The following is a 21,256-nucleotide window of genomic DNA, read 5'->3' as shown; positions in this document are numbered from 1 at the left end:
ACCGAACAACACGGCTAACGCCGTCAGCTTCAGCATGCCGTTTATCGGACAACTACGAGGTGGCAAATGGCTTTTCACCGGAGGAAATCCACGATCTGGCTGACCGCCGCAGCAGCGGCGATGGCCCTGGTCGCTGGCGGTGCCGCGGTGGTGGCCATCAGTTCTTCTGATGGCGCCGCGCTCGCCGACGGTGCGGACAAGTCGCTGTTCGTCGACATCACCAAGGTGAAGCCGAACGTCAAGAAACCAAGGCCGGAGAACGACGCCACCACGGGTACGTTCACCGTCGACTGCGGCCGGAACGAGAACGGCCACTTCAACCCGGACAACTTCATCGCCCAGCCCGGTGTCCGCAACGGCGCCCAGCACCTGCACGACTACGTCGGCAACCTGTCCACGAACGCGGACTCGAACAACCAGTCTCTCCAGGCCGCCGGCACCACCTGCAAGAACGGTGACAAGTCCGCCTACTTCTGGCCCGTCGTGCGCATCATCGACGAGGAGGAAGCCGCGGAGGGCGGCGAGGAGGCCGGTCAGGAGGCCGGCGAGCAGGCCCCGCCGAAGAAGGACGACAAGGCCCAGCAGGACAAGGACAAGGCCGCCAAGGCCGCGCCCCAGCTCGAGTGCCCCGACGTCGCGTCCCTGCTCCCCGAGGACGTGCCGGAGGGTGCCCAGGCCGAGATCGAGAAGGAACTCGAGAACATCGAGAAGGTGACCGAGGAGGCCGAGAAGAAGGTCGCCGCCACCAAGGCCCAGGACCGGGACAACGTCATCGTCGGCCCGACCCGCGAGAAGCGCGCCGCGATCCTGAACCGCATGATGCTGGCGTTCAGCCGGCAGGGCCAGCAGGCCCCCGACCTCAACCCGGCCGCCGCCTGCGCGGTGGAGGACAAGGCCCAGGGCGAGGAAGGCCTCGACAACGGCGACGCGAACAGCGACGCCGCCCAGGCCGAGGGCACCGAGAACAAGCAGAACCAGGACAACGCCGAGGAGAACGCCGAGAACGAGCTCGAGGGCAACGAGGGCGAGATCCAGCGCCCGGCCGTCGTCGACCTCACCTTCCGCGGCTCGCCCACCGGCAAGGTCGTCGCGATGCCCAAGTTCCTCCGCGTCCTCTACGGCGACGCCAAGGCCGGCCAGAACGGCCCGAAGAACGCCAAGGCGTCCTGGACCTGCACGGGCTTCGAGGACAAGGTCCTGATGGACAAGTACCCGATCTGCCCGCAGAACTCGAAGGTCAAGCGCGTGCACGACTTCCCGAGCTGCTGGGACGGCAAGAACATCGACTCCGCGAACCACCGCGACCACATCGTGTTCCCCGACCAGAACGGCAAGTGCAAGCGGGGCTTCAAGGCCGTCCCGCAGCTGCGCATCTCGCTGACCTACAACATCCCGCTGGAGGTCCAGCAGGACGGTCGCTACCTGGTCGACTCCTTCCCCGAGGAGGAGCACAACCCGCTCACCGACCACGACGACTTCGCGAACGTGATGTCGCAGAAGATCATGAACCGCCTGGTCAACTGCGTGAACTCGGGCAAGAAGTGCCGCGAGTGACCCGCTAGACCCACCCGATCGGCGAAGCCCCGGTGCACCTCCCGCGCACCGGGGCTTCGCGCTGTCCACTCAGGACTTTCCCGTCACCACCGCAGTGCCCGCAGAGCGCGGGTGAGCACGGGTGAGAACGTGCCGTCGGCGGTGGTCATCGCGTGACCGGCACCGGGCAGGACCACCCGGCGGCCCACGACGGACACGAGCTCGTCCGTGGTGTGGCAGGGCACCTGGACGTCCAGCTCGCCGCAGGTCACCAGCACCGGCATCCTCGGCAGTCCCCGTGCGACAGCGGGCGGGAACACCGCGTCGTCGGTCGTCACGAACCTCCGGCTCGGCCCCGCCAGCGACCTGAAGAGCGGCCAGCGCCGGTGGCATGGCCGTCGTGTCGACCGGGCGACCGGCGCGGAGGTCCACGACGGCGCCGTCGATCGCGCGGTCGATGGCGGCTCCGTCCTGTTCGGACAGCTGCCCGGCGGCGACGAGCTGCGCGATCTGGTCGTGCAGCTGCATCGCGAGCAGGTCCAGCAGCCGCAACGCCTGTGGCTGCAGCATGACCAGCGCGGCGGCACGGCGGTGCTGCGGCGCCTGCGCGGCGAGCACCAGTGCCGTCATGCCTCCCTCGCTGCCCGGCGCCACCCGGCGCCGGTCCACCTCGGCGGCGGTGCACAGGTCCGGGCCGCCGGCCTGCCGGACGAACACCGGGTAGTCGATGTCCTGCGGCGCCCGGAACGCGCCCAGTCCGGTGCGGCCGGTGCCGTACTTGTCGAACCTCAGCGTCGCGACCCGTCGCGGTCCAGCACACCGGCGAGGTCGCGCAGGGTTCGGCGTGAGCGCGGGCGGCTGGTTGCCGTCGCGGTCGGTCGGGCCGCTGCCCGGCAGCAGCAGGGCGGCGGCCAGGCGCTCACCACGACGGCGTGCCGGCACGTGCAGCGTTCCGTAGGTGGTGGTGCCGTCCACGACGAACGACACCTCTTCGTCGTAGGCGGGCATCGTGGAGCCGTGCCGCGCGGCGAGGGTGACCGCGGCTGCGGCGTTGGAGACGAACGGTGGCACCACCCCCCGGCGACGGACACCGCCGCGGCCAGCGCCACCGCGACCTTGCCGATCACCGGCGCATCGCCTGCTCGACCATGGCCACGACCTCGCGCGGGTCGTCGACCTCGACCACCAGCCGGGTGTAGCGCTCGTCGGCCAGCTCCACCACCACGGCCTTCTGCCCGTCGCGGACCGCCCAGAAGACCTTCTCGCCGTCCTGGTGGAACGTGCCCGCCGTGATCACCCCCGGCAGGTGCGTGCCCGGCGCCCGCAGCCCCTTCGGCTCACCCGCGATGCCGGGGTCGGCCGTGGCGCCCCGCACGTGCGCCAGCGGGATGGTCAGCCTGCTCTTCAACGCCCACAGCTTGTCCAGCCCCTCCATCTCCACGACCAGGTCCTGGTCCTGCACGCTGATGACCGCCATGTCAGTCCTCCCCGTCCGGCACCGTCTCCGGCCCGTCGTCGTTGTCGGGGGCGCCCTCTCCGGACGCCGCCCGGTGGCGCAACCACCGCCCCAGCAGCCCCTCGGTGGCCCGCGGACCGCCCGTCGCCGCGTCGACCTCGCACAGGACCGCCGACACGAGCTCGGCGACCTCGGGGTCCTCCCGCGCCCGGTCGGCCGCCGCGACCAGCAGCAGGTCCCACGCCGGGACGTGCCCGGGTTCGGTCACCAGGGCCAACCGCGGCCGGACGTCCTGGTCGACGTGGCGGCGCAACGCGGCGAGGTACAGGCCGCGCTTGCTGCCGAACACGCCGTAGAGGCTGTTGCGGTGCACGCCGAGCCGGGTGACCAGGTCGTCGATCGAGACCCCGTCGTAGGCGCGGCGGGCGAACACCTCCGCCGCCGCCTCCACGGCCTCGTCCACGTCGAAAGACCTCCGTCGTCCCATGTCACGACCGTAGCGTTTTCAGGAACGATCAGTCAAGAACGATCGTTCCTGAAAATCTGGCTCCCAGCGTCACAAGGACGGAAAAGTTCACCTCCGTGAACCCGCGACCGGAAAAATTGACCGCAAAGGTCTATACCACTGACACTGGCCGGCATGGTCACCCGTTCCTGCGCGGTGCTGATCGCACTGCTGGCAACCCTCATCGTCCCGACCACGACCACGGCGACCGCCGCCCCTGCCACCTTCACCCACCCCGGCGTCGTCGTCTCCCGCCCCCAGCTCGACTTCGTCCGCACCAAGGTCCAGGCCGGCGCCCAGCCGTGGAAACTCGCCTACGACCGGATGATGGCGAGCAAGTACGCGGACCTGAACCGGGTCCCGAAGCCGCGTGCCGTCGTCGAGTGCGGCTCCTACTCCAACCCCAACTACGGCTGCACCGACGAGCGCGAAGACGCCATCGCCGCGTACACCACGTCGCTCGCCTGGTACATCACGCGCGACGACCGTTACGCACAAAAGGCGATCCAGCTCATGGACGCCTGGTCGGCCACCATCCGCGACCACACCAACTCCAACGCCCCGCTGCAGACCGCGTGGAGTGCGAGCTCCTGGCCCAAGGCAGCGGAGATCATCAAGCACGTCTACGGCAACTGGTCCAACAGCGGCCGGTTCGGCACCATGCTGCGCGACGTCTACCTGCCCGAGATCCAGAACGGCCGTGCCAACACCAACGGCAACTGGGAGCTGAGCATGATGGAGGCGTCGCTGGGCATCGCGGTGTTCCTGGAGGACCGCGCCGCCTACGACAAGGCGGTCGGCATCTTCCGCAGCCGCATCCAGGCGTTCGTCTACCTGACCACCGACGGGGCGCTGCCGAGGACACCGCCGGGCAGCGGCATCGACACCCGTGCCGAGATCATCTCCTACTGGCACAACCAGTCCACGTTCGTCGACGGGCTCACCCAGGAGACCTGCCGGGACTTCGCGCACACCGCGTACGGGCTCGCCGCGGCGGCCCACTTCGCGGAGACCGCGAAGCACCAGGGCCAGGACATCTGGGGCGAGATCAAGGACCGGATGCGGCACGCGTGGGGCCTGCACACCAAGTACCAGAACGGCGAGCCCGTGCCGTCCTGGCTGTGCGGCGGCAGCTACTCGCGTGAGCTCGGGCCGACGTCCGAGGTGAGCTTCAACGCGTTGAACACCCGGTTGGGCATCGCGATGTCGAACACCCAGCGCTACACCGAGGGGCAGCGTCCACAGGGGACGGACAACCTGTTCATCGCCTGGGAGACGCTCACCCACGCGGCGAACCCGGCCTGAATAGCACTACCGTGCGTGGCATGACAGACGTGAAGCCACGCAGCCGGGACGTCACCGACGGCCTGGAGCGCACCGCCGCGCGCGGGATGCTCCGGGCCGTCGGCATGGGCGACGAGGACTGGGAGAAGCCGCAGATCGGTGTGGCGTCGTCGTGGAACGAGATCACCCCGTGCAACCTGTCGCTGGACCGCCTCGCGAAGGCGGGCAAGGACGGCGTCCACGCGGCCGGTGGGTACCCGCTGGAGTTCGGCACGATCTCGGTGTCGGACGGCATCTCGATGGGCCACGAGGGCATGCACTTCTCGCTGGTGTCGCGGGAGGTGATCGCGGACAGCGTCGAGACGGTCATGCAGGCCGAGCGGCTCGACGGGTCGCTGCTGCTCGCGGGGTGCGACAAGTCGTTGCCGGGCATGCTGATGGCGGCCGCGCGGCTGGACCTGGCGAGCGTGTTCCTCTACGCCGGCTCGATCCTGCCCGGCCGGGTCACGCTGACCGACGGCACCGAGCGCGAGGTGACCATCATCGACGCGTTCGAGGCCGTCGGCGCGTGTGCGCGTGGCCTGATGAGCCGCGAGGACGTCGACCTGATCGAACGCGCCATCTGCCCCGGCGAGGGCGCGTGTGGCGGCATGTACACCGCGAACACCATGGCCAGCGCCGCCGAAGCGCTGGGCATGTCCCTGCCCGGCAGCGCCGCGCCACCGGCCACGGACCGCCGCCGCGACGGCTACGCGCGCAAGTCCGGCCAAGCGGTCGTGAACATGCTTCGGCACGGCATCACCGCACGGCAGATCATGACGCGTGAGGCGTTCGAGAACGCGATCGCGGTCGTGATGGCGTTCGGCGGCTCCACCAACGCCGTCCTGCACCTGCTCGCCATCGCCCACGAGGCCGAGGTCGAGCTCAGCCTCGACGACTTCACCCGCATCAGCGCCCGCGTCCCCCACCTCGCCGACGTGAAGCCGTTCGGCCGCCACGTGATGACCGACGTCGACCGCATCGGCGGCGTCCCGGTCGTGATGAAGGCCCTGCTGGACGCGGGCCTGCTGCACGGCGACTGCCTCACCGTCACCGGCAGGACCGTCGCCGAGAACCTCGCCGACATCGCCCCGCCCGACCCCGACGGCAACGTCCTGCGCGCCCTCGACAAACCCATTCACCGCACCGGCGGCATCACGATCCTCAAGGGCTCCCTCGCCCCGGACGGCGCCGTCGTCAAGTCGGCCGGCTTCGACTCGGACGTCTTCACCGGCACCGCCAGGGTCTTCGACCGCGAACGCGCCGCCATGGACGCCCTCGAAGACGGCACCATCACCGCCGGCGACGTGGTCGTCATCCGCTACGAGGGCCCCAAGGGCGGCCCCGGCATGCGCGAGATGCTGGCGATCACCGCCGCCATCAAGGGCGCGGGCCTGGGCAAGGACGTCCTGCTGCTCACCGACGGCCGCTTCTCCGGCGGCACCACCGGCCTGTGCGTGGGCCACGTGGCCCCGGAAGCCGTCGACGGCGGCCCGATCGCGTTCGTCCGCGACGGCGACCGCATCACGTTGAACGTCGCCGAGGGCACCCTCGACGTGGAGGCCGACCTGGAGAGCCGCCGCGAGGGCTGGGCTCCGCTGCCTCCCCGGTACCAGCGCGGGGTGCTCGCGAAGTACGCGAAGCTGGTCGGGTCGGCGTCGCGCGGCGCCGTCTGCGACTGAGCCCGCTGCTACTGGGCCCCGCTGCTACTGGGCCCCGCTGCCACAGGGCCCGCTGCCACAGGGCCCGCCACGCCTGAACCCCACTGCTGCTGGACAGCGCTCAGCGGCTCGGCCGAGGCACGCTCCGGCCGAGCCGCCGCAGTGCTCCCTCCATCGCGAACCGCCCCGGCTCGACGCGCTTCGGCCGTCGCGGCAACGGGTCGTCGGAGAGGTACGGCTCCCAGCGGCCGCCGGTCGCCGGGACCACCGGCTGCTCGTGCTCACGGGCCAGCCACCGCCACAGTTCCGCGCCGATCGGCACGACGGTCCCGCTCGCGGGCCAGACCTCGCTGGTCTGCGGATGCCGCGGCACCAGCAGCACGTCCGCCTCCGCGACCACCCCGGGACCGGCCACGCCGAGCGCCTTCACCGGCGCCTCCGCCGGCAGCAGCTCGTCCAGTGCACGCTGGAACGTGTCCGCCACCGGTCCGTCCGCGGCGACCACGCGCGCCGTCCCCGCCGCCACCAGCACACCGGCGAGCGCCACCCCGGCGGCGTTGCCCATCCGGTCGCGCCACCACTCGTCCTCGCCCCCGACCAGAGGTGTGCTCTCCCAGTCGAGCTCCTCCCAGCGCACCACCGCGTCCGGTTCGCCCACGGCGCGCACGGCGGCAGGCTCCAGCCACACCACCGCCCACACCGAGCAGTCGCTGACCCGCGTCGCGACCTCGGCGCCACACGCGCAGGCGAGGTTGGGGCCTTCCCACCCCGTCACGCCGCAGCAGTCGCCGGCCAGCCGATCAGGAAGCCAGGACACGCCCCGCACGTCGCCGGGTGCGATCGCGATCCAGCCGGGCCCAGCCGCCCACGTGCCCGGCTCGACCAGGGCGGGCATGTGCAGCACACCGTTGCCCACCGAGTCGTGCCCGTGATCGGGGAAGTCGACCTGTGCCACCGGCACGGTCAGCGCGGCACCGCACGCCACGCACTCGAACACCACCATCGAAACCCCCGCGGACATCATCGCCCGCGCGTCCAGCGAGTTTCGCGCCTGTCCAGTGCGGACCGCCCAGGACGTGTCCCGTGAGCCGCCTCCGGGGCCCTCGGCCGCGACTATCGCGGACGAGACTCACGGGACACGCCCTGGTACAGACCGTCCAAAACGGACGCGTACCGCTTCTCGATCTCCCGCCGCCGCGGCTTCAGCGACGCCGTCAGCAACCCGTCCTCCACGCTGAAGTCCTCCTCCAGCACCGCGAACCGCTTGATCGTCTCGTGCCGCGCCAGCTGCCGGTTCACGACCTCGACCGCGCGCCCGACCTCGGCGTCCGCGTCGGCCAGTCCCGCCCGCGTGTCCGGGTCCAGCGTCACCAGCGCCACGCAGTACTTGCGCCGGTCGCCGTGCACGAGCACGTTGCTGATGTACGGCGACGCCGCCTTCAGCAGGCTCTCGATCGGAGCGGGCGCCACGTACTTGCCGCCCGAGGTCTTGATCAGCTCCTTCTTGCGGTCGGTGATCGAGAGCCGGCCGGCGTCGTCGACCTCGCCGATGTCACCGGTGTGCAGCCAGCCGTTGACCAGCGCCTCGGCGGTCGCGTCCGGGCGGTTGTGGTAGCCGCGCATGACGCCGGGGCCACGCAGCAGCACCTCCCCGTCATCCGCGATCTTCACCTCCATGCCGGGAATCGGCGGTCCGACCGTGCCGATCTTGATCATGCCGGGGCGGTTGAAGAACGTCGCCGCCGACGACTCGGTGAGGCCGTAGCCCTCCAGGATCGTGATGCCGCAGCGGGCGAAGAACTCGGCGATCTCGCCCGCGAGCGGTGCCGAGCCGGAGACGAAGTAGCGGATGCGGCCGCCGACGCGGTCGCGCAGCTTGCGGTACACCAGCCGGTCGGCGAGCCAGCGGGTGGCGGGGCCGTGGTCGCGGTCGGCCCAGCGGAAGATCTTCTCGGTCACGCCGCCCTTCTCGCGGGCGCCGGCGACGATGCGGCCGTGGATCTTCTCGAAGATGCGCGGGGCCGCGGCGACGATCGTGGGCCTGAGCTCGCCGAGGTTGTCCACGATCCGTTCGACCGAGCCGTCGACGGCGGTGGCGGCGCCCACGGCGATCATGGCCATGGTCAGCACCTTGCCGAACGCGTGGGACAGCGGCAGCCACAGGAAGTGCAGGTCGTCCTCGCGCAGGATGCCCAGTGACGCAATCGCTTCCGCGGTGGTCAGCCAGTTGGCGTGGGTGAGCTCGACGCCCTTGGGCGTGCCGGTGGTGCCCGAGGTGTAGATCAGCGTCGCGAGGTCCTCCGCGCCGAGCTCGCTGATCAACGCGGCGTAGTCGCCGTCGGCCTGCGGGATCGCGCCGAACCGCAGCACCTCGGCGTCGGGCACCAGGGGCGTGCTCGTCGGTCTCCACGACCACGATGCGGCTGCCGGAGTCGCCGACGACGTGCGCGACCTCGGCCGCGGTGCTGTTCGGGTAGATCGTGGTCGTCGCCCCGCCGGCGGCCAGCACGGCCAGGTCGGTGATGATCCACTCGATGCTGGTGCGGCCCATCAACGCCACCCGGTCGCCGCGCCGCAGCCCCAGCGAGCGCAGCCCGAACGCCTCGCGCGCCACCCGTTCCTGCAGCTCGGCCCACGTCAACGAGGCCCAGCCGCCCCCGGAGCGGTACCGCATCGCCTCGGCGTCGGGCGTGCGGGCGACCCGTTCGCACAGAAGGCCGGGAATCGACAGCGCCATTGCTCTCCCCTTCTCTGGAGCGTCGCTCCAGAGCGGTACTCTAACCCGCATGGCCGACCGACGACAGTCTCTCCTCGACGCGGCACTCCGGCTCGTCGACGAGGGAGGCCTCGACGCGGTCACCATCGCGGCGCTGACCGAGCGCTCCGGCATGTCGAACGGCAGCATCTACCACCACTTCGGCAGCCGGGCGGGCGTGTTCGCGCAGCTCTACGCCGACTCCTACGGCCGCTGCGTGGCCGCGATGACACCGGCGCTCGACGACCGCCCGGCCACCGAGGCCGTCCGCGACCTGACCCTGCGCTACCTCGACTGGGTGGCCGCGAACCCGAGCCGCGCGCGGTTCCTCTACGCCGCACCCGACCACGCGGACCCGGCGGCCAAGCAGGCGGAGTTCGCCCCGGTGCTCACGTGGTTCCTCGATCGCATGGCCGCGGGCGAGCTGCGCGCCGTGCCGCCGTGGGCGTTGGAGCCCGTGGCGATGGGACCGGCACACGAGTCGGTGCGCCGGTTCCTGCTGGGCGTGTTCGACCTGGCGGCAGCCCGCGAGCTCGTCGCGGACGCCGTGTGCGCCGTCCTACGACCCTGAGGCCACTGCCCGGCTACTCGCCGCCGGGCTCGTCCGCCGCCCCTCCACGGCTCTTCGGCCGGCGGCCAGATGATCGCATCTCCGGGGCGATCCATTAGCCCTAGAACACCTGTTCGATTATGCTGCGGTCCATGCGCCAGGGATCACTGTTCGACCTGGATGCGGAGCCGGCGCTGGCCCCGCTCGCCCCGCGCCGCACCGAGCTCGGCCTCGGCGCCTGGATCGACGTGCAGCCGGGCTGGCTCTCCGGCGCGGACGCCGTGTTCGACCAGCTCGTCGCGGACGTGCCATGGCGTGCAGAACGCCGCCAGATGTACGACTCCGTGGTCGACGTCCCCCGGCTGCTCTGCTTCTACTCCGGCGCGCTGCCGCTCCCGGTGCTCACCAGCGCCCGCGACGCCCTGAGCGAGCACTACCTGCCCGAGCTCGGCGAGCCCTTCACCACCGCGGGCCTCTGCTACTACCGCGACGGGCGCGACAGCGTGGCGTGGCACGGCGACACGATCGGCCGGGGTGCCACCGACGACACGATGGTCGCGATCGTCAGCGTCGGCACGCCCCGCGCACTCCTGCTCAGGCCACGCGGCGGCGGTGAGACGCACAAGTACGCGCTCGGTCACGGCGACCTGCTCGTGATGGGCGGTTCGTGCCAGCGCACCTGGGAGCACGCCATCCCGAAGACCGCGAAGGTCGTGGGGCCGCGGATCAGCGTCCAGTTCCGCCCGCACGGAGTCCGCTAGCGACGAGCTCCTCGGACACCCGCCACACCCGCTCGGCCTCCTCGGCCGACCGCAACCGGCCGTACAGCTCCTGCACGGCGGGCGGACCGCCGAGGTGGCCGAATCCGCTCGGGCCGTAGAAGACGCCGGTGTCGGGCGTCGTCGCGGCCAGCACCGCCGGCAGCTGCGCGGTCTCGACGGTGCCGACGACGATCCCCCGCGCGGACAACGCACGGATCAGCCGCACGCCCAGGGTGTCCTCGGACCGCGCGATCTCCGGCCGGGCGGCGAGCAGGTTGGTGGGTGCGATGCCGGGGTGCGCCAGGTTGCTCGTGATCCCCCAGCCACCGGCCTCGCTGCGGCGCGCGAGCTCCAGCCCGAACAGCCCGAGCGCGATCTTCGACTGGCTGTAGGCCTTGCCCCCGTTGTACGAGCGCTCCCAGTTCAGGTCGGCCCAGTTGATGGCGTTCTGGTTGGCCGCGATGCTGATCTGCGAGGTGACGCGGGCACGACCGGCCTTCAGCAACGGCAGCAGATGCCGCACGAGCGCGAAGTGGCCCAGGTGGTTGGTGCCGAACTGCAGCTCGAACCCGTCGGCGGTGGCCTGCCGGTCGGGCGGGGTCATCACGCCCGCGTTGTTGACCAGGACGTGAACGGGCCTGTCCTCGGCCAGCAACGTCTCGCCCAGGTCGGCGACCGACCGCAGCGAGGAGAGGTCGAGCGAGCGCAGCGACACGTCCGCGCCGGGGACCCGCCGCCGGATCTCCGCGACCGCCGCCTCGCCCTTGCGCTGGTTGCGGACCGGCATGACGACCTCGGCGCCCGCTGCCGCGAGCCTGCGGGCGATGCCGAGCCCGACACCGTCACTCGCCCCGGTGACGACGGCCCGCCGGCCGCTCAGGTCCGGGACCTCGATGTCGAACGACTTCCTGCTCATCGCGCACTCCCCTGCTCGTCGTGGTGTGCCTCCACAGTGGCCGGACGCACCGGCGCTCATCCAGGACCTGTCAGTCCGTGGCTACCGCGCCGGGCGGGCACTAGAAAGGAGGACGACACGGAGGAGGGACCCGCTGTGGTGATCGACCGAGCCGGCCTGGCGGCGTTCCTGCGCCACCGCAGGGAGTCGTTGCAGCCGGAGGACATCGGCCTGCCGCGCGGGCCGCGGCGCCGGACCGCCGGGCTGCGCCGCGAGGAGGTGGCCGCGCGCTGCAACATGTCCACGGACTACTACGCGCGGCTGGAGCAGGAACGCGGCACGCACCCGTCCGAGCAGATGGTCGCCGCGATCGCCCAGGGCCTGCACCTGTCGCTGGACGAGCGCGACCACCTGTTCCGCCTCGCGGGCCACGCCCCACCGGCCCGCGGCGCGCTGAGCGAGCACGTCAGCCCCGGTCTGGCCCGCATCTTCGACCGCCTGGCCGACACCCCGGCCGAGATCGTCACCGAGCTCGGCGAGACCCTGCGCCAGACCCCGCTCGGCGTGGCGCTCACCGGTGACGCGACCCGCCACACCGGCCCGGCGCGCAGCCTCGGCTTCCGGTGGTTCACCGACCCGGAGTCCCGGAAGCTGTACGAACCCGCCGACCACCTGTTCCTGGGCCGGATGTTCACCTCAGGGCTGCGCGAGGCCGTGACGCGGCACGGGCAAGGTTCCCGCGCCGCGCACTACACCGAGCTGCTCCTGGCGCAGAGCGAGGAGTTCCGGACCCTCTGGGAGGCCCAGGAGGTCGGCATCCGCCCTCACGAGGTCAAGCGGTACGTGCACCCCGCCCTCGGCTCACTGGAGCTGCACTGCCAGACGCTGCTGGACCCGTTCCAGAACCACCACCTGCTGGTGTACACAGCCACACCGGGCAGCGAGAGCTACGAGAAGCTGCAGCTGCTGTCCGTCATCGGCACTCAGATCACGTCGACGAACACCGGGTTCGCGTAGAACCACAGGTCGTTCCACGGGTCCGAGTTCGCGATCTCGTCGATCACCGGGTCACCCGAGGACGTGAGCCGCTTGCCGTCGCTGCCCCGCAACCTCAGGTAGAACGACCGCTCGACGTTCTTGAACGTGTGCGTGAACCGGATCTTGCCCTTGCGGGGAACCTCGAACGTCTTGGTCACCGCGGTCTCCGGCGCCACGAACACGTCCCGGTCGGCCGACGGACCGGTGACCGGGCCGGAGATCAGGTCGACCTTGGCCAGCACCGGCACGGCACCCGAGTAGTTCGGGCCGTCCGCGCGGTCGATCTCGATCGTGACCTCGACGTCGCCGCCGCGGCGCACGAACGTCCGCCCGCCCAGCGTCACCCCGCGCAGGTCGTCGCGCGACCGCACGCGCAGCTCCAGGCCGTCGACCAGCCTGCCGTGCACGGTCAGCACCTTGCCGGCCTGCAGGCCGCGCATGACGTCCACATAGGACCGCGAGCGGGCCCCGACGACGTTCGCGCCGTACTGGCCGGGGAAGAAGTCGCCGTAGCCGGTCTGCTTGACGCCCGAGTCGATCGGCGCGCCCTTCGAGCCGGTGGTGGCGTAGTCCTGCTTGCCCGGCGTGAACGTGTCGGCGAACACCTGGTGCACGTCGGAGTTCGCGGTGATCCACCACGGCCGGCCCTCGGCCAGCATGGAGTCCCACAGACCGCCGACCTTCGCGGTCATCCAGTCGAACCCGCCGTGGGTGCGGTAGGACTCCGCCGGGTAGCCGGGGAACGACTCCGGCAGCGGCGCGGCCGTGTCGTAGTACCCGCGCGCCCGGCCGGGGCCGCCCGCGGACTTCGGGATGCCGGCGGCCTGGTGGCCGGGCGCACCCTCCATGCCGACCGCGACCCCGGGAGCCGCGTCCCGCCAGCCGCGCAGCTCGTGCGGGCTGTCCACCCCGCGCCGCGAGGGGTGGTTCGCGAACATCAGCGCGATCTCGGTCCGTCCGGAGAGGACCTGCGCCTCCAGGTACCGCAGCGCGGCCAGCGCGTGCGGCTCGGTGCCGCCCGCGATGCGCCCGTCGTAGCCGAGCTCGAAGGCCTTGAGGATCTCGACGGTGTGCTTGCCGGGCGGCAGGAACACCGTGGCGTGCTCGGCGCCCGGGATGTTCCACTCGAGGCCCTGGTAGACCAGCACGTCGCGCTGAGTGCGGCGGGCCCGCTCGATGTCGGGGGTGACCTGGTCGATCGAGAACTTCTGGTGCGCGGGCCCACCGTGGTCGGTGATCACGACCCAGTCGAGCCCGAACTCGCGCGCCTTCGCGACCTGCTGCTCGACCGTGTACTGGCCGTCGTCGGAGTACTGGGTGTGGATGTGGTGGTCGCCGGCATACCAGCGCTCACCGCCGCCCCACGGGTTGACCGGCACGTGTGCCTGCGCCGTGCCCGTACCGGCGGCGACACCGGCACCCACGGCGCCGACGGCACCGGCCGCGATGCCCAGACCGGCGAGGAACCTGCGGCGCTCGACCGACGAGGGGCGGTCGTCCTCGGGGTCGAGCCAGCTGCCTTCGACGGGCTCGACCTCGTGGTGGTGGTGGTGCGTGTGATCACCGTGCGGGTGATCGTGAGAGTGGGACATGCGCAGATCACAACTTGTGAATCTGTCGTGGCAAACGAACGGCCGGTGAACCCTTGTACCGGGAAATTCGTTCACACGGGCTATTGCCACTCATGTGCGACTACAGGGCTTGCACGGCCAGCAGCGCCAGGTCGTCGTGGTCGTCCGCGTCGAGCCACTTCAGCACCGCCTCCTCGCAGTGCCGCGCGATCTCCTCCGCCGACAGCCCCTTGCACTCCTTCAGCACCGCCTTGAGCCGCTGCTCGCCGAACAGCTCCGTGCGGTCGGTGTGCGCGCGAGCCTCGGTGAAGCCGTCGCTGTAGAGCAGCAGCGTGTCGCCCGGCGCCAGCGTCACCTGCTCGCCGCTGAACCGCACGTCGGCCAGGATGCCGACGATCGCGCCCGGTGCGCTGACCTCGTGCACCGTGCCGTCCGCGCGCAGCACCAACGGCGACGGGTGCCCGCCGGACGCGAGCGACAGGCGTGCTCCCCCGGTGGCCAGCGGCACCAGCTCGCCGACGACGATCGTGGTGAAGAGCTTGGAACCGGTGGCGCGCAACGAGGTGTTCAGCAGGTGCAGCAGCCGCACCGGGTTCGTCTCGACCAGGGACAGCGCCTGCAGCGACTGCCGCACGCGGCCACTGTGGACCGCCGCCTCCAGGCCGTGGCCGCAGACGTCGCCCAGCGCGAACGTGGCGGAACCGTCCGTGCGCGGGTGCACGTCGTAGAAGTCGCCACCGACCTTCGCCCGCTGGTGCGCGGGCAGGTAGACCGACGCGAGCGCGACACCGCGGACCTCCGGCAGCGGCAGCGGGAGCAGCGACGAGCGCAGCACCTCGATCATCCGCTGCTGCTCGGTCAGCTTCGACGACGACTCCAGTGCCACCGCCGCGTGCTTGCCGAACAGCCGCACGCGCTCGACGTCGTTCGGCGTGAAATCACCCCGTCGGACGACGACCAGAGCGCCGCCGACGCTCAGCGGCACGGCCAGCGCGGTGCCGAAGTCCTCCGGCACACCCCAGCTGCCGTCACCCAAAGAGGTGATCCTGGTCAACGTGGACGTGCCGGTCAGCACCTCGGTCAGCACCGACGCCCGGCGTGGCGTGCGGGTGACCGTCGGCTCACCGCCGCCGCACCGCCACCACTCCAGCCGGTCGCGCGTCGCGGGCACGACGGCCACGCAGTGCTCACCCAGCAGCTCCGCGGCGAGCTGCACGATGGTCTTCAGCGTCGTCTCGCGCGACGTGCCGCCCGCCAGCCGCAGGTGGGCGTGGTCGAGCGCGGAATCCGTGAAGTACCAGGCACTCCAGCCGTCACCGAGGTCCAGCCGGCGGCCGGCGACGTGCACGTCGAACTGCTCGCCGAGGCTCAGCCGGGGGAACCGCTCGGCGGCCGCGGCGTTGCGCACGCGGACGGCACCGGCGGGGTCGACGACGAGAACGGCCTCGCGCAGCCCGTCCACCAGGCGCTGCCAGCCGTCCAGGTCGATGCCCACGGTGCTGCTCATCCGCTTTTGCCCTGCACGGACGGCCGGGTCATCACGGCCTCCTGCGGGTCGTTGTCGTGCGTCGCGGCATCAAGTTACCTCGCTCCCAACCTAACGTGGCAGGCTTGGCTGCGACCACCGAGGCACGGAGGCTTGGAGTGACCACGGCCAACGAAGAGACGGACGCGACCCTCGATCGGGTTCTTTCGGCGATGCGGGACCTGCGCGACGGCAACTTCCGCCGCAGGCTCGTGGTGCCGGGAAACGGGCCGGTGTCGGCTCTCGCGGACGTGTTCAACGAGATCGCGGAACGCAACCAGTGGCTGGCCGGTGAGCTGGGCCGGGTCCGCCAGGCGGTGGGCCAGGAGGGCAGGCTGACCGAGCGGGTGGCGCCCGCGGGCACCGCCGGGGGCTGGTCGCTGATCGCCGACTCGGTGAACGGCCTGGTCGAGGACCTGGTGCGGCCGACGACCGAGCTGAGCCGGGTGCTCGCCGCGGTGGCCGAGGGCGACCTGACCAAGCGCATGTCCGACCAGACGCTGCGCGGTGAGTTCGCCACGCTCGGCTCGACGGTGAACGGCCTGGTCGACCAGCTGTCGTCGTTCGCCGACGAGGTCACCCGTGTCGCCCGCGAGGTGGGCACCGAGGGCCGGCTGGGCGGTCAGGCGAAGGTCCCCGGTGTGGCCGGCACCTGGCGCGACCTGACCGACAACGTCAACTCGATGGCGAACAACCTGACCTACCAGGTCCGCAACATCGCGAGCGTCGCGACCGCCGTGGCCAACGGCGACCTGACCCAGAAGATCACGGTCGACGTCTCCGGCGAGATGCTGGAGCTGAAGAACACGCTGAACACGATGGTCGACCAGCTGTCGTCGTTCGCCGACGAGGTCACCCGCGTCGCCCGCGAGGTCGGCACGGACGGCAAGCTCGGCGGTCAGGCGAAGGTGCCGGGCGTCGCGGGCACCTGGCGCGACCTCACCGACAACGTGAACTTCATGGCGGAGAACCTGACGACCCAGGTCCGCAACATCGCCCAGGTCACCACCGCCGTCGCGCAGGGCGACCTGACCCAGAAGATCACCGTCGACGCCCGCGGCGAGATCCTCGAACTCAAGTCGACCATCAACACCATGGTCGACCAGCTCTCCTCGTTCGCCGACGAGGTCACCCGCGTCGCCCGCGAGGTCGGCACCGACGGCCGGCTGGGCGGCCAGGCGCAGGTCCCCGGCGTCGCGGGCACCTGGCGCGACCTCACCGAGTCGGTGAACGTCATGGCGAACAACCTGACGACCCAGGTCCGCAACATCGCCCAGGTCACCACCGCCGTCGCGCGCGGCGACCTGACCCAGAAGATCACCGTCGACGCCCGCGGCGAGATCCTCGAACTCAAGTCGACCATCAACACCATGGTCGACCAGCTCTCCTCGTTCGCCGACGAGGTCACCCGCGTCGCCCGCGAGGTCGGCACCGAGGGCCGGCTGGGCGGCCAGGCCGACGTCAAGGGCGTGTCCGGCACGTGGAAGGACCTGACCGACAACGTCAACTTCATGGCGAACAACCTGACCAACCAGGTCCGCAACATCGCGCACGTCGCGACGGCGGTGGCCAACGGCGACCTGTCGCAGAAGATCACGGTCGACGCGCGCGGCGAGATCCTGGAGCTCAAGTCGACCCTGAACACCATGGTCGACCAGCTGTCGTCGTTCGCGGAGGAGGTCACCCGCGTCGCCCGCGAGGTCGGCACCGACGGCCGGCTGGGCGGCCAGGCCCGCGTGCAGGGCGTCGCCGGCACGTGGAAGGACCTGACCGAGAACGTCAACCTGATGGCGGACAACCTGACCAACCAGGTCCGCAACATCGCCGCCGTCGCCACCGCGGTCGCGACCGGCGACCTGTCGAAGAAGATCACCGTCGAGGCGAAGGGCGAGGTCGCGGCCCTCGCCGAGACGCTGAACGGCATGGTCGACACGCTGCGCGCGTTCGGCGACGAGGTCACCCGCGTCGCCCGTGAGGTCGGCACCGAGGGCATCCTCGGTGGTCAGGCGCGCGTGTCGGGTGTGGCGGGCACGTGGAAGGACCTCACCGACTCGGTGAACTTCATGGCGGACAACCTGACCAACCAGGTCCGCAACATCGCCCAGGTCACCACCGCCGTGGCGCAGGGCGACCTGTCGAAGAAGATCGACGTCTCCGCGCGCGGCGAGATCCTGGAGCTCAAGACCACGATCAACACGATGGTGGACCAGCTGTCGTCGTTCGCCGACGAGGTCACGCGTGTCGCGCGCGAGGTCGGCACCGAGGGCAAGCTCGGCGGCCAGGCCGAGGTCGACGGCGTGGCCGGCACGTGGTCGAAGCTGACCGACAACGTGAACCAGCTCGCCTCGAACCTCACCACCCAGGTCCGCGCGATCGCCGCCGTCGCCACCGCCGTGACCGCGGGTGACCTGACCAGGCAGATCACCGTCGACGCGTCCGGCGAGCTCGCCGAGCTCAAGGACAACGTCAACCAGATGATCGCGAACCTGAAGGAGACGACCCGCGCGAACCGCGAGCAGTACTGGCTGAAGACGAACCTGGCCAGGCTGTCCGGTCTGATGCAGGGTCACCGCGACCTGCGGGCACTGGCGTCGTTGATCATGAGCGAGCTGACGCCGCTGGTCAGCGCGCACCAGGGCGCGTTCTACCAGATCCAGGAGGACGACGACAGCAAGCAGACGCTGGAGCTGACGGCGACCTACGGCTTCCGCCTGGACGCGGCGCGCGCGACCAGGGTGGAGATGGGCGAGTCGCTCGTCGGCCAGTCCGCGCTGGAGAAGAAGACGATCCTGGTCACCCAGGTCCCGGCGGGCTACCTGACCGTGTCGTCCGCGCTGGGCTTGTCGGCGCCGGTCAACCTGGTCATCCTGCCGGTCCTCTTCCAGGGCGAGACCCTGGGCGTGATCGAGCTGGCGTCGCTGAACGAGTTCACCGACGTCCACCTCGACCTGCTCGACCAGCTCAAGGAGAACATCGGCGTCAACGTGAACACGATGCTCGCCAACTCGCGCACCGACGCCCTGCTGGTCGAGTCGCAGCGCCTCACCACCGAGCTGCGCGCGGGTTCGGAGGAGCTCGAGGACCGCGCCCGCCAGCTGCAGACCGCCTCGAAGTACAAGTCCGAGTTCATGGCGAACATGTCCCACGAGCTGCGCACTCCGCTGAACTCGCTGCTCATCCTCGCCAAGCTGCTCGCGGACAACCTCGACGGCAACCTCAACCCCAAGCAGGTCGAGTTCGCCCGCACGATCCACTCCTCCGGCTCGGACCTGCTGCAGCTCATCAACGACATCCTCGACCTCACCAAGGTCGAGGCGGGCCACATGACTCTGCACGAGGACCGGGTCAGGCTGGACGAGCTCGTCCGCTACGTCGAGACGCTCTGCCTGCCGCTGACCGCCGAGAAGAACCTCGAGTTCTCCGTCCGGGTGGACCCGAACGTGCCGGAGACCCTGCGCACCGACGAGCACCGCCTGCAGCAGATCCTCCGCAACCTGCTGTCGAACGCCGTGAAGTTCACCCATGACGGTGGTATCCGCCTGCACGTGCGGATGGACGACCCCTCGACCGTGGCGTTCGACGTCCACGACACGGGCATCGGCATCCCCGCGGAGAAGCTGGCCGTCATCTTCGAGGCCTTCCAGCAGGCCGACGGCACCACGTCCCGCAAGTACGGCGGCACCGGCCTGGGCCTGTCCATCAGCCGTGAGCTCGCCCAGCTGCTGAACGGCTCGCTGCGCGTGCGCTCCGAACCGGGCATCGGCTCGACCTTCACCCTCTGCCTGCCGCTCGGCAAGGTCATCTCGGACACCGTCGTCCTGCCGGAACCGACCCCGATCGTGATGCCGGTGCCCGCGGTGACACCGTCCGGCTCGATGCGGTTCCACGGCGAGAAGGTGCTGGTCGTGGACGATGACCTGCGCAACGTGTTCGCCCTGACCTCAGTGCTGGAGCTGCACGGTCTCGAGGCGATCTTCGCGGACAACGGCATCACGGGCGTACGCGCGTTGGAGCAGTACGACGACGTGGCGATCGTTCTGATGGACATCATGATGCCGGAACTGGACGGCAACGCGACGATCTCCGCCATCCGCGCGATGGAACGCTATGCGGACCTGCCTGTGATCGCCGTCACGGCGAAGGCGATGAAGGGTGACCGGGAGAAGTCGCTGGCGTCGGGAGCTACGGACTACGTGACCAAGCCGGTGGACACCGAGCACCTGATCCGGTTGATCGCGTACTACCTCGGGGTGTCGGCGGAGGCCTGACCCGGTCAGTTCCGCCGCTGGCGCCGTGGGGGGCACCCGCCACGGCGCACGGACCTCTGACCTGCGCTCACCCGGCCGTTGTCGCGACCGCCCACACCCGTGCAGACCTTCCGGACCGCACGGAACTGTCAGACCCTCCGAGTAGCGTGGGCCGCGGGGGAGCCAGAACCGCAGGGGACCCCTGCGCGAGCCTGCACAGGCGCAGCGGGTCAGGCGGGGCGAGACGGGGCCGCAGCCGGGCCGCCGGCCGCACTCGCCGCCAGGCGCCCCCCAGAGCGCCCGCTACCGGCCTCTACCGCGCACTCTCCACGGCGTCCTGCACCGCCGCCCCCACCGTCTCGTGCAGGCTCAGCACCCCGACCACGTCCGCCAGGGTGAACAACCGCATCACCGGCGCCTGCACGGCGGCGATCCGCAGCTGCCCACCGGCCTCCGCCAGCCGCCGGTGCCAGTCCAGCACCAGCGCCAGCCCCGTCGAGTCCATGAACTGCAGCTGCGCCAGGTCGAGCACCGCGTGCTTCCCGGTCACGTCCGCGTCCAGCCGTGCGGACAGCACAGGCACGGTGTCGATGTCCAGCTCACCGGCGACGGCGACCACTCGCCACCCCCGCTGGACCTCGCTGCCGACGTTGAGCTCCATCGTCGCCGTTCCTTCCGCCACGCCCGACTCGTGCGACCAAATCGTGCAGCACGACGTCAAGCCGTGCGACCACCGGGGGGCTGAAAGATCCGGACGACCCGCCGGATGTGCGACGATGCGCCCTGTGCTGAACGACCCACTGGCAGAGGTGCGGGTGACCCTGACCGCCGAGGGCGGGTCGTGCGCGCGTGCCCGGCAGGTGGTCCGGGAGGCCGCCACGCGGTGGGGGCTGTCCGAGGACCTGGCCGACGACGCGCAGCTCGTGGTCACCGAGCTGGTGTCGAACGGGATCGACCACGGCGAGGGACCCCTGACGCTCACGATCAGGCAGCGGACCGCCGGGATGGCGGTCGAGGTGCACGACCTGTCGGCGCGGCAGCCGCAGATGCGGCCGGTGGACCCGGCGAGCGCGCGCGGGCGTGGGATGCAGCTGGTGCAGGCGCTGAGCGTGCGGTGGGGCTCCACGCCGGACGGACGGGGCAAAGTCGTCTGGGCGGAGTTGGAAGGCTGAAAACGGGTACCTGTGCCCCTATGACAGCTGACCCAGACCGAACCCCCGGCCTCGAGCCCGGCGGTGGCGTGCAACCGGGAGACACCCCGCCGGAGGCCGGCCAGACCTCGGGTCTGTCCCACCAGGAGGCGACACCGCCCAAGAACCTGGGGCGGATCGCGGTCGTGCTGATCGTGATCTTCGCGGTGCTCGTCGCCGCGATGCTGATCACCAGGGCGTTCCTGCTCTGAGCACCCTGCCGAGTCGTCACCCGGCGTGCACCCG

18 protein-coding genes and 1 pseudogene are annotated in these 21,256 nt (G+C 70.8%); 9 read left to right on the top strand and 10 right to left on the bottom strand.

All coding sequences use genetic code 11. The annotated features are described in order from the left end of the window. The first annotated feature begins 66 nt into the window (after nt 1–66). The gene (locus BBK82_RS28930) at nt 67–1,554 is read left to right on the top strand and encodes a DUF1996 domain-containing protein (RefSeq protein WP_065917815.1); all 1,488 of its coding nucleotides are present in this window, start codon (nt 67–69) and stop codon (nt 1,552–1,554) included. Between the two features lie 69 nt (nt 1,555–1,623). On the opposite strand, the gene BBK82_RS28925 is transcribed toward BBK82_RS28930, so the two are convergent. The 3 genes from BBK82_RS28925 to BBK82_RS28915 are packed head-to-tail and all read right to left on the bottom strand — an operon-like array spanning nt 1,624 to nt 3,476. Beyond that, nucleotides 1,624–2,604: an alpha/beta hydrolase gene (locus tag BBK82_RS28925; RefSeq protein ID WP_154697567.1), complete on the bottom strand. Its 981-nt coding sequence runs from the start codon at nt 2,602–2,604 to the stop codon at nt 1,624–1,626. Between the two features lie 52 nt (nt 2,605–2,656). Further along, the gene (locus BBK82_RS28920) at nt 2,657–3,010 is read right to left on the bottom strand and encodes a hypothetical protein (RefSeq protein WP_065917813.1); all 354 of its coding nucleotides are present in this window, start codon (nt 3,008–3,010) and stop codon (nt 2,657–2,659) included. Nucleotide 3,011: 1 nt separating this feature from the next. Then, nucleotides 3,012–3,476 carry a TetR/AcrR family transcriptional regulator gene (locus tag BBK82_RS28915; RefSeq protein WP_065921431.1) on the bottom strand — a complete coding sequence of 155 codons (465 nt, stop codon included), beginning with the start codon at nt 3,474–3,476 and terminating at the stop codon, nt 3,012–3,014. A gap of 153 nt (nt 3,477–3,629) precedes the next feature. On the opposite strand from BBK82_RS28915, the gene BBK82_RS28910 reads away from it, so the two are divergent. Both BBK82_RS28910 and ilvD read left to right on the top strand, forming a co-directional pair. Next, entirely contained in the window at nt 3,630–4,799 is a 1,170-nt protein-coding gene (locus BBK82_RS28910) for an alginate lyase family protein (RefSeq protein WP_071812700.1), read from the top strand. 20 nt (nt 4,800–4,819) lie between these two features. Continuing rightward, a complete protein-coding gene (gene ilvD / locus BBK82_RS28905; RefSeq protein WP_065917812.1) occupies nt 4,820–6,499 on the top strand; it encodes a dihydroxy-acid dehydratase in 1,680 nt (559 codons plus the stop codon). A 100-nt stretch (nt 6,500–6,599) separates the two neighbouring features. Here ilvD and BBK82_RS28900 read toward each other — a convergent pair whose 3' ends face one another. The 3 genes and pseudogenes from BBK82_RS28900 to BBK82_RS55610 all read right to left on the bottom strand — a co-directional run. Then, entirely contained in the window at nt 6,600–7,481 is an 882-nt protein-coding gene (locus tag BBK82_RS28900; protein ID WP_065917811.1) for a hypothetical protein, read from the bottom strand. A gap of 110 nt (nt 7,482–7,591) precedes the next feature. After that, a complete protein-coding gene (locus tag BBK82_RS55615; RefSeq protein WP_269466110.1) occupies nt 7,592–8,863 on the bottom strand; it encodes an AMP-dependent synthetase/ligase in 1,272 nt (423 codons plus the stop codon). Between the two features lie 67 nt (nt 8,864–8,930). Beyond that, nucleotides 8,931–9,152 (bottom strand): annotated as a pseudogene (locus BBK82_RS55610) (AMP-binding protein); the annotation flags it as partial. Nucleotides 9,153–9,264: 112 nt separating this feature from the next. On the opposite strand from BBK82_RS55610, the gene BBK82_RS28890 reads away from it, so the two are divergent. Then, nucleotides 9,265–9,804: a TetR/AcrR family transcriptional regulator gene (locus tag BBK82_RS28890; RefSeq protein WP_065917810.1), complete on the top strand. Its 540-nt coding sequence runs from the start codon at nt 9,265–9,267 to the stop codon at nt 9,802–9,804. A 131-nt stretch (nt 9,805–9,935) separates the two neighbouring features. Beyond that, nucleotides 9,936–10,544 (top strand): alpha-ketoglutarate-dependent dioxygenase AlkB, encoded by a 609-nt coding sequence (locus BBK82_RS28885; RefSeq protein ID WP_065921430.1) that lies wholly within the window; start codon nt 9,936–9,938, stop codon nt 10,542–10,544. Here BBK82_RS28885 and BBK82_RS28880 read toward each other — a convergent pair. Beyond that, on the bottom strand, nt 10,510–11,460 hold the full coding sequence (locus BBK82_RS28880) for an SDR family oxidoreductase (protein WP_065917809.1): 951 nt from the start codon (nt 11,458–11,460) through the stop codon (nt 10,510–10,512). The two genes, BBK82_RS28885 and BBK82_RS28880, sit on opposite strands and share 35 nt — an antisense overlap. Nucleotides 11,461–11,598: 138 nt before the next feature. On the opposite strand from BBK82_RS28880, the gene BBK82_RS28875 reads away from it, so the two are divergent. Continuing rightward, nucleotides 11,599–12,456, top strand: coding sequence for a helix-turn-helix transcriptional regulator (locus BBK82_RS28875; RefSeq protein WP_065921429.1), 858 nt, complete (start codon nt 11,599–11,601; stop codon nt 12,454–12,456). Here the strand turns inward: BBK82_RS28875 and BBK82_RS28870 are convergent. Then, nucleotides 12,423–14,069 carry a PHP domain-containing protein gene (locus BBK82_RS28870; RefSeq protein ID WP_065917808.1) on the bottom strand — a complete coding sequence of 549 codons (1,647 nt, stop codon included), beginning with the start codon at nt 14,067–14,069 and terminating at the stop codon, nt 12,423–12,425. The two genes, BBK82_RS28875 and BBK82_RS28870, sit on opposite strands and share 34 nt — an antisense overlap. A 100-nt stretch (nt 14,070–14,169) precedes the next feature. Then, nucleotides 14,170–15,555 (bottom strand): PP2C family protein-serine/threonine phosphatase, encoded by a 1,386-nt coding sequence (locus BBK82_RS28865; protein ID WP_065917807.1) that lies wholly within the window; start codon nt 15,553–15,555, stop codon nt 14,170–14,172. A gap of 137 nt (nt 15,556–15,692) precedes the next feature. On the opposite strand from BBK82_RS28865, the gene BBK82_RS28860 reads away from it, so the two are divergent. Then, the gene (locus BBK82_RS28860; RefSeq protein ID WP_065917806.1) at nt 15,693–19,841 is read left to right on the top strand and encodes a HAMP domain-containing protein; all 4,149 of its coding nucleotides are present in this window, start codon (nt 15,693–15,695) and stop codon (nt 19,839–19,841) included. 292 nt (nt 19,842–20,133) lie between these two features. Here BBK82_RS28860 and BBK82_RS28855 read toward each other — a convergent pair whose 3' ends face one another. Then, nucleotides 20,134–20,502, bottom strand: a complete 369-nt coding sequence (locus tag BBK82_RS28855; protein WP_237047632.1) for an STAS domain-containing protein — start codon at nt 20,500–20,502, stop codon at nt 20,134–20,136. 103 nt (nt 20,503–20,605) lie between these two features. Here BBK82_RS28855 and BBK82_RS28850 point away from each other — a divergent pair, with 103 nt between their 5' ends. Continuing rightward, nucleotides 20,606–20,992 carry an ATP-binding protein gene (locus BBK82_RS28850; RefSeq protein WP_071812699.1) on the top strand — a complete coding sequence of 129 codons (387 nt, stop codon included), beginning with the start codon at nt 20,606–20,608 and terminating at the stop codon, nt 20,990–20,992. A 20-nt stretch (nt 20,993–21,012) separates the two neighbouring features. After that, a complete protein-coding gene (locus tag BBK82_RS28845; protein WP_065917804.1) occupies nt 21,013–21,222 on the top strand; it encodes a DUF6480 family protein in 210 nt (69 codons plus the stop codon). Nucleotides 21,223–21,256: the final 34 nt, after the last annotated feature.

This window comes from Lentzea guizhouensis, assembly GCF_001701025.1.
Classification (GTDB): Bacteria; Actinomycetota; Actinomycetes; order Mycobacteriales; family Pseudonocardiaceae; genus Lentzea; species Lentzea guizhouensis.
Note: the sequence above shows the minus strand (reverse complement) of the source record. Positions and strands in the feature narration are given on the sequence as shown.